Annotated in this window: 1 protein-coding gene; it reads left to right on the plus strand. The window is 72.3% G+C overall.

From position 1 onward, the window contains the following. Positions 1–7,330, plus strand: a 7,330-nt coding sequence (locus AB0L59_RS42105; protein WP_365593466.1) for an amino acid adenylation domain-containing protein, incomplete at both ends; no start/stop codon positions are given.

The raw sequence follows: 7,330 nt of genomic DNA on the forward strand, positions 1-7,330 counted from the left end.
CCGGTGCCGGCCGGGCGCCGGCCAATGCTCGCGAGGAGATCGTCTGCGCCGCCTTCGCCGAAGTCCTCGGCCTGGAACAGGTCGGTGTCGACGACGACTTCTTCGCCCTCGGCGGGCACTCCCTCCTCGCCGTGCGCCTGGTGGAGGTGCTGCGCTCACAGGGCGTTTCGGTCTCCGTACGGGCGTTCTTCCAGTCGCCGACCCCGACCGGTCTGGCCGCCTCGACCGGTGCGTCGCAGGTGGAGGTACCGGCGAACCTGATCCCCGCCGACGCACACGAGATCCACCCGGACATGCTGAACCTGGTCGACCTGTCGGCTGACGAGGTGGCACGAGTGGTGGCCTCGGTAGAGGGCGGCGCGGCCAACATCGCCGACGTGTACCCGCTGGCGCCGCTGCAGGAGGGCCTGCTCTTCCACCACCTGCTCGCCGACGGTGGCGCGGACGCCTACGTCCTGCCGACGGTCATCGAATTCGACTCGCCGGAGGTGTTCGACAACTTCGTCCGTGCCCTTCAGCAGGTGATCGACCGGCACGACATCTACCGGACCTCGATCGTCTGGGAAGGGCTGCGCGAACCGGTGCAGGTGGTCTGGCGCCGCGCCACCCTGCCGGTCACCGAGGTGACCCTCGACCCGCACAGCACCGACCTGGCGGCCGAACTGGTGAGCAGCGTGGGCACGTCCATGGACCTGGGCCGCGCTCCACTGATCACCGCTCACGCCGCTGTGATCCCCGGAACGGACCGCCGGCTCGTGCTGGTGCGGTTGCACCACATGGTGCAGGACCACACCGCTCTCGAGGCCATGCTCGGCGAGGTGGCGGCCTTCATGGCCGGGCGCGGCAGCGGACTTCCCGAGCCGCTGCCGTTCCGAAACCTCGTCGCGCAGGCTCGTGGCGGTGAGGCCCGGGTCCAGCACGAGCGGTACTTCACCGAGCTGCTGGCAGATGTCGATGAGCCGACCGCCCCGTACGGGATGGTGGACGTGAGGGGCGACGGCGCGGAGACGGCGTCGGCAGTGGTGCCCTTCACACCGGAGCTGAACGACCGTCTGCGCGAGGTCGCGCGCCGTCTGGGCACCAGTGCGGCGACGCTGCTGCACGTGGCGTGGGCCCGGGTGCTGGCTGCCGTTTCGGGCGGTCAGGACGTCGTCTTCGGGACCGTGCTGCTCGGCCGCATGAGCGCGGGCGCCGGTTCCGGCCGGGTGCTCGGCCCGTACATCAACACCCTTCCGGTGCGGGTGAAGACGGGCGAGCTGGGCGTGCTGGAGGCCGTGGCGGCGATGCGGCGCCAGTTGGCCGATCTGTTGGAGCACGAGCACGCCTCGCTGGCCATGGCCCAGCGGGTCAGCGGAGTCGGCGGTGACACGCCGCTGTTCACCTCGCTCTTCAACTACCGCCACAACACAGCGCAGAGCGAGGTGCAAGCGGCGGCCGAGGGCTTCGCCGGGATGCGGGTGCTCTCCTCCGAGGAACGCACGAACTACCCGCTGAGCGTGTCGGTCGACGACGACGGCGCGTCCCTCGCGCTGGCCGTGGACGCGGTCGCCCCGGTCGACCCCCGGGCGGTGGGCATGCTGCTGCGCACGGCCGGCGAGCACCTGGTCGACGCGCTGGAGACGGCGCTGGCGGGAGGCGAGGACCAGCGGCTGAGCACGCTTCCCGTGCTGGCCGAGGAGGAACTTCACCGGGTTCTCGGCGCGTGGAACGACACGGCGGCCGAGGTGTCCTCGGCGCCCGTGGTCCGGCGGTTCGAGGAGTGGGCGGCGCGGACGCCGGGCGCGGTGGCGATCGTCGCCGATGGTGTGGAGGTGTCGTACGCCGAGCTGGAGGCGCGGGCGAACCGGATGGCGCACCACCTGACCGGCCTGGGGGTCGGCCGGGAGTCGGTGGTGGCCCTGGCCCTGGACCGGGGTGTTGACCTGGTCGTCGCCGTGCTGGCGGTGCTGAAGTCGGGTGCCGCCTATCTGCCGGTGGACCCCGAGTACCCGGCCGAGCGGATCACCTTCATGCTGGAGGACGCGGGGCCGGCGCTGGTTCTGGCCTCGGCGGCCACGGCCGAGGTGGTCGCGCAAAAGAAGACCCCGGTGCTGTTGGTGGACTCTGCGGAGGTGCTCCGGGAGCCCGCCGGACCGGCCCCGGCCGAGCGGCCCGCGACACTGCCCGGGCAGCTGGCGTATGTGATCTACACCTCGGGGTCGACGGGTCGGCCGAAGGGCGTCGGTGTCCCGCTGGGCTCGTTCGCGAACACGGTTGCGGCGCTGGCCCGTTTCGGTGCCGGTCCGGGCTCCCGAGTGGCACAGTTCGCGTCGGTCAGCTTCGACAACTTCTGCCTGGAGTGGTCGCTGGCCCTCGCCTACGGCGCGACGCTGGTCGTGGTGCCGCCGAACCGCCGTCTGGGTGCCGACCTAGCCGACTTCTTCACCGAGGCCGGGGTGACGCACGCCACTCTGCCGCCCGCAGTGCTGGCGGGTCTGGAGGAGGGCTCGATCGGCGCCGAGGTGGTTCTGGAGGTCGGGGGCGAGGCCTGCCCGCCGGAGCTGGTCAGGCGCTGGGCCGCCGGACGGCGGCTGTTCAACACCTACGGCCCGACCGAGACGACCGTGGATGCGCTGAGCTGGCGGGCGCGACCCGGTATCTCCAAGGTGCCCATCGGTGTGCCGATCGGCAACACGCGGGCCTACGTGCTGGACGGCGCGCTGTCACCGGTCCCGGTGGGCGCCGCCGGTGAGCTCTACCTGGCCGGCGCGGGTCTGGCGCGCGGCTACCTGGGGCGTGCGGGGTTGACGGCCGAACGGTTCGTCGCCGACCCGTTCGGCGGGGCGGGTGAGCGTCTGTACCGTACCGGCGACCTGGTGCGCTGGAACGCCGAGGGCGAGATGGAGTACGTGGGCCGGGCCGACGACCAGGTCAAGGTCCGCGGCTTCCGGATCGAGCTGGGCGAGGTCCAGGCCGCCGTGGCCGCGCACCCGCAGGTCCGGCAGGCGGCCGTGGTCGTCCGGCGGGAGACGGCGGGCGACGCGCTGTTGGTGGCCTACGTGGTCGCCGCCGACGGCGCGGTCGGGCTGCCGGCCTCGGTCCGCGACTTCGTCGCCGAGCAGCTGCCCGGGTACATGGTGCCGTCCGCCGTGATGGTGCTGGACGCGTTGCCGCTGACCGTGAACGACAAGCTCGACCACAGAGCCCTCCCAGCCCCGGAGTACGCGGCCGGCACCGGCCGTGGTCCTGCCACCCTCCAGGAGGAACTCCTGTGCGGCGTGTTCGCGGAGGTGCTGGGCTTGCCTCGGGTCGGTGTGGACGACGACTTCTTCGCCCTCGGCGGCCACTCGCTGCTCGCCACCCGGCTGATGAGCCGGATCCGTACGGTCCTCGGGGTCGAGGTGCCACTGCGCACGTTGTTCGACGTCCCGACGGTGGCCGGCCTGGCAGCCCGCCTGGGCGACGCCGAGACGGCACGCACGGCGCTGACGGCCGGGGAGCGCCCGGAGCGAGTGCCGCTGTCCTACGGGCAGCGCCGCCTGTGGTTCCTGGGGCAGCTGGAGGGGCCGAGCGCGACCTACAACGTGCCGGTCGCACTGCGCCTGTCCGGCCGGTTGGACGAGGAGGCGCTGAACGCGGCGCTGCTGGACGTGATCGGCCGGCACGAGGTGCTGCGCACGGTCTTCCCGGTCGTGGACGACGAGCCGTACCAGCGGGTCCTTCCGGCGGAAGGGCTGACCTGGAGGCTGTCGGTGGCCGAGGTGGTCGAAGAGGCGCTGGACTCGGCGGTCGCCGAGGCGGCGGCGCACCTCTTCGACCTGGCGTCGGAGCTGCCGATCAGAGCCTCGCTGTTCCGTGTTGCGCCCGAGGAGCACGTCCTGGTGGTGACGGTCCACCACATAGCCAGTGACGGCTGGTCCACAGGCGTGCTGGGCCGCGACCTGTCGGTGGCCTACGCGGCGCGTATGGCCGGCCGGGCGCCGCGGTGGGAGCCGTTGCCGGTGCAGTACGCCGACTACGCGCTGTGGCAGCGCGGCCTGCTGGGCGACGAGCGCGATCCGGACAGCGTGATCTCCCGCCAGGCCGACTACTGGCGCGACGCGCTGACGGGGGCGCCGGAGGAACTCGACCTGCCCTTCGACCGCCCGCGCCCCGCCGTGCCCTCGCACTCCGGTCACCAGCTGCCCGTGGAGGTTCCGGCCCACGTCCACGCGCGGCTGGTGGAGCTGGCGCGGGCCGAGGGCGTGACGGTGTTCATGGTGCTGCAGGCCGCCCTTGCGGTGTTGTTCTCGCGTCTGGGCGCCGGCACGGACATCCCGATCGGTTCGCCCAACGCCGGCCGCACCGATGACGCGCTCAACGACCTGATCGGCTTCTTCCTCAACACCCTGGTCGTGCGCACCGACCTTTCGGGGGACCCGACCTTCCGTCAGGTGCTCGGCCGGGTGCGGGAGCGCAGCCTGGAGGCCTTCACCCACCAGGACGTGCCGTTCGAGCGACTGGTGGAGGAGCTGGCGCCGAACCGCTCGATGTCCCGGCACGCGCTGTTCCAGGTGATGCTCACCCTGCAGAACACCGAGCGGGCGGTGCTGGAACTGCCCGGGCTGCGGGTCGAGCAGCGCGCGGCCGGCAGAACGCCGGCCCGGTTCGACCTCGACGTCATCGTGTCCGAGATGTTCGACGATCAGGGCGCCCCGGCGGGCGTACTGGGTTCGGTGACCGCGGCGGCGGACCTGCTCGACGAGGCATCTGCCGAGCGTCTGGTGGCCCGGCTGGTGCATGTGCTGGACCTCCTCACTGGTGATCCGCAGATCCGGCTGAGCGCCGTGGAGGTGTTGGACGCCACCGAGCGCGAACGGCTGCTGGGGAAGTGGAACGCCACCGCTGCCGACGTCCCCTCGGGAACCGTGGCGGAGTTGTTCGCCGCGCAGGTGGCACGCCATCCGGCCGCGGTGGCGGTGGCTGCCGACGGCGAGGAGGTGACCTACGCCGAACTGGACACGCGGGCGAACCGCCTGGCCCGGTACCTGGCCGGCCGGGGCGTGGGCACGGAGTCGATCGTCGGGGTGTGCCTGGAGCGCGGCGTCGACCTGATGGTGGCGCTGCTCGCCGCGGCGAAGGCCGGCGGCACGTACATGCCGATCGACCCGGCCTACCCGGCGGACCGCATCGCCTACATGCTCGACGACGCCATGCCCGCGGTGGTGCTGGCCTCCTCGGGGACGGCCCGGGTCGTGCCGGGCACCGCCGTGCTGATGGACGCGCCGGAAACGGTGGTCGCGCTGGCGGCACTGGAGTGCACCGCACCCGCTTCGACGGCCCGGGTGGAGAACGCGGCCTACGTGATCTACACCTCGGGCTCGACCGGACGTCCCAAGGGCGTGCTGGTCTCCCACGCGGGTGTGGCGAGCCTGGTGGCAGGCCACGTCCGCTACCTGGAGGTCGGCGCCGGAGCGCGGGTGGGGCAGTTCGCCTCGGCGGGCTTCGACACCTTCGGCTGGGAGTGGCTGATGGCCCTGCTCACCGGCGCGACCCTGGTGGTGATCCCGCAGGAGCGCCGACTCGGCGAGGCCCTGCCGAGGTTCCTCGCGGAGCAGCGGGTCACGCACGTGACGCTGCCCCCGGCGGTGCTGGCCGTCCTGGACGAGGAGTCGATCGCCGCGAACGTGGTCCTGGTGACCGCCGGCGAGGCCTGCCCGCCCGACGTGATGGCCCGCTGGGCACGCGGCCACCGCCTGTTCAACTCCTACGGCCCGACCGAGACCACGGTCGACGCGACGCTGTGGGCCTGTGACCCGGAGGCCGTGGAGGTGGCGATCGGCTCGCCGGTCGTCAACACCCGGGTCTTCGTCCTGGACGAGTTCCTCGCCCCGGTGCCCGTCGGCGTGCCCGGCGAGCTGTACGTCGCCGGCATCGGCCTGGCGCGCGGCTACCTCGGCCGCCCCGGCCTGACGGCGGAACGCTTCGTCGCGAACCCCTTCGGCGGTCCCGGCGAGCGCCTGTACCGCACGGGCGACCGGGCCCGCTGGACGGCGGACGGACGGCTCGTGTTCGCCGGACGCACCGACGAGCAGGTGAAGATCCGCGGCTTCCGGATCGAGCCCGGCGAGATCGAGAACGTCATCGCCTCGCACCCGAGCATCACCCAGGCCGCCGTCGTCGTACGCGAGGACACCCCCGGTGAGAAGCGCCTGGTCGCGTACGTGGTCGCCGACGGCGCGCCCGCCGACCTGCCCGGCCTCGTCACCGCTCTGGCCACCGAGCGGCTGCCGGAGTACATGGTCCCCTCGGCGGTCGTGGTGCTCGACGCCCTGCCGATCACCGTGAACGGCAAGGTGGACCGCAAGGCGCTCCCCGCCCCGGAGGAGCGATCCGCCGCGGGCCGGCCCCCGGCGAACCCGCGCGAGGAACTCCTGTGCGGCGTGTTCGCGGAGATCCTCGGCGTGGAGAACGTCGGCGTCGACGACGACTTCTTCGCCCTCGGCGGCCACTCCTTGCTCGCTGTCCGGCTGGCCAGCCGGATCCGTGGGGTGCTCGGCGTGAACCTGGACATCAGGGTCCTGTTCGACGCACCGACCGTGGCGGCCCTGGCCGCCCGGATCGCGGACGAGGACGGGAACAGCCGGCCGGCCCTGACGCCGATGGAGCGTCCCGAGCGGGTGCCGCTGTCGTACGCGCAGCGCCGTATGTGGTTCATCGGCCAGCTCCAGGACGCCGGTGCCGCCTACAACATTCCGATGGCGCTGAAGCTGCCGGAGGAGATCGACTCCCAGGTCCTCGGTGCGGCCCTGCGGGATGTGATCACCCGGCACGAGGTGCTGCGCACCGTGCTGCCGACCCAGAACGGCGAGCCCTACCAGCGGATCCTTGCTCCCGAGGAGTTGGTGTGGGGGCTGTCGGTGGTCGAGGTGGTGCCGGAGGAGCTGGACGGTGCCGTGGTGGAGGCTGCGGGGCATCTGTTCGACCTGGCGGCTGAGGTGCCGATCCGGGCGTGGTTGTTCGAGGGTGGGCCGCGCGGGCGGGTGCTGGTGGTCGTGGTGCATCACATCGCGGGTGACGGTTGGTCGTGGGCGCCGTTGGCGGCGGATGTCTCGGCGGCGTATGCGGCGCGTGTGGCGGGTGGGGCGCCTGAGTGGGAGCCGCTGCCGGTGCAGTACGCGGATTACGCGTTGTGGCAGCGGGAGCTGCTGGGTGACTCGGACGATCCGGAGAGTCTGATGTCGCGTCAGGTTGGTTTCTGGCGAGCGGAGTTGGCAGGGATTCCGGAGGAGTTGTCGCTGCCGACGGATCATGTGCGTCCGGTGGTGGCGTCGAACCGGGGTCATGAGGTGCCGGTGGAGGTTCCGGCGGG

Origin of the sequence: Streptomyces sp. NPDC052109 (genome assembly GCF_040680195.1) — a bacterium.
Lineage (GTDB): Bacteria > Actinomycetota > Actinomycetes > Streptomycetales > Streptomycetaceae > Streptomyces.